The 2,226-nt window shown below is 34.5% G+C and carries 2 protein-coding genes; one reads left to right on the top strand and one right to left on the bottom strand.

What is annotated here, in order from left to right; genetic code table 11:
* On the top strand, positions 1–106 hold a 106-nt coding region (locus V7014_RS17290), incomplete at its 5' end, for a zinc ribbon domain-containing protein (RefSeq protein WP_335508699.1).
* Between the two features lie 50 nt (positions 107–156).
* Here the strand turns inward: V7014_RS17290 and V7014_RS17285 are convergent.
* A complete protein-coding gene (locus V7014_RS17285) occupies positions 157–2,184 on the bottom strand; it encodes a Na+/H+ antiporter (RefSeq protein ID WP_335508682.1) in 2,028 nt (675 codons plus the stop codon).
* Positions 2,185–2,226: the final 42 nt, after the last annotated feature.

Genomic DNA, 2,226 nt, shown 5'->3' with positions numbered 1-2,226 from the left:
AAAGTTTCACTTTATCGTTGTATATTGTAAAAAATGTGGATACTCCGAGTTTTATAATAAACAATCTTCAAATGGATCAAATATATTAGATTTGTTTTTTGGATAAAATGAAAGCACCAAGGTTTATAATCCTGGTGCTTTCATTTTTTTATAATGTTATTCAATATGTTCTTGTAACGTAACACTTTCTACATAGTTGACGAATCTTCTTAATTCTTTTGTTTGTTCTCTATTAATTTCGCCTGCTGTGTACATTCTTTGAATTTCGGCACGCTCTTTTTCCATCACGTTAATCCGCAATTCTTCTTTTAGTTCTTCTCTTTTTTCATCATTATATTTCGTTGGCTTTTTCAATTTACTAATCATGTTACGATAATCAGAAATGACAGCAGAAATGATATCTTTTCTGTCGGATTTTTGTAGCTTATCTTCCAACATTTCAAGGGCGGCTTGAGATGCTTTCAGTTGAATGTTCCTGGTAAGGCGTAAAGTTGTTAAAGTTGCTTCTTTGTCTTTACGTAAATGAAAGAACAGCTGGTTCCATGCTCTAATCATTTTGCCAAAAAGATATAGAAATTTTGATCGAAAACTATTTGAGAAGGCTTCTTCTCGATAATCTAGTAATTTTTCAAGTCTTTCAAAGGTCTTTTCTCTAATCTGTCCTTGATTCATTAAATCTTTTATATATTTTCTTTCGGTTTTTAACGCTAACATTCGTACGTCAATGACTTTCTTCTGATAAATTGCGATTTCTTCAGTTGTTTTTTGATTAAACTGTGCTTGTCGGAACATCCTTTTGTATTCGACAATTAATTCATTGGCTACAGATTGATTTTCCTCCGTCCTTTCGAGTTTAATCTGTTTAATAGCTGCTAATAAAACCTTTTGCTTTGCTTTATTAAAAGTCACATCACGATTTTCTTTGTCAGTTGATTCGCTTTTACTTAGAAGTGGTAAAAACACTGTTGCAACAATTAATGTAAATAAAATAACTCCAGCAGCAATAAAGAGAATTAATGAACGTTCTGGGAACTCTTCTCCAGTCATAACAACATAGGGGATGGATAGTACCCCAGCCATGGTTACCGCTCCTCGCACTCCAGTTAGACTGATAACCATTGTGTTCTTAGTGCTTGGTTTTGTCGCATCTTTTACCTTTTCGAATCGATATTCATAATAAGCAAATAAGTATGACCATACAAAACGAATTCCTAGAATAACTACTCCGATGGCAATTACATACCCGATGATCAACCAATTACTGATTGCTGGGTTGGCAATTGTAGCCATCATAGAGGATGGGATTTTCAATCCTAACAACAAGAATACGATTCCGTTCAGAATAAACAAAAGTACAGACCATAGATTTTCTGTTACTACTTGTTCTTCAGCATGAATGGTTTCTGTTCGCTCCTTCACTAAGGAAGACAGAACTCCAGCTACTACTACTGCAATTACACCGGATGCATGTAATAGTTCCTCTGTAATAATGTAGATGACAAATGGCGTCATTATTTGTAACAAGGAGTAAAAGGTTACGTCACCAATTCCTTTTTTTCGTAAAGAGAATTTTATCCCAATGAATAAAAAGCCAAGAACAATCCCAAGGATAGCTCCTGCAATAAACATATATGAGAAGTCAAACAAGGCTTCTGATAGTGAGAAATAACCTGTTACGACAGCTGCTATTGCATAATTAAAGGCAACTAAACCTGAAGCATCATTGATTAAGGATTCTCCTCTAACAAGATTTAGCACTTTATCAGGTATATGTATTCGTTTGGCAATGCCATTTACGGCAACAGGATCGGTTGGAGATAAAATCGCTGCTAAAGCAAATGCGGCTGCAATTGGGATATCAGGTATTAGCCAGTGAATGAAATAGCCACCTACTAACGTCGTTAATAGTACGAGAATGATTGCATTTCCCATTATGGACGCTTTCATTTTCCATAGTTCTTCACGAGGAAAATGTCTGCCATCATTGTATAAAAGCGGGGCAACAAACAGTAACAAAAACCATTCTGTTTCAATGTTTAAGGTAATATCTTGAACAAGGAGAGCTAAGATAATACCAAATCCAATCTGAATCAATGCAGTTGGGATAGATGGTATATAATGGCTAATTACGTTTGAGATGAGTAAGCAAATGAGTAATAGTAAAACGGTAATTAGTAAATTCATGACATTCTCCTTTCGTTACAAAGTCTGATAATATAAGTTTAT

This window comes from Bacillus sp. JJ722 (genome assembly GCF_036963345.1).
Taxonomy (GTDB): domain Bacteria; phylum Bacillota; class Bacilli; order Bacillales; family DSM-1321; genus Bacillus_AD.
This window is presented reverse-complemented; position numbering and strand designations above follow the sequence as displayed.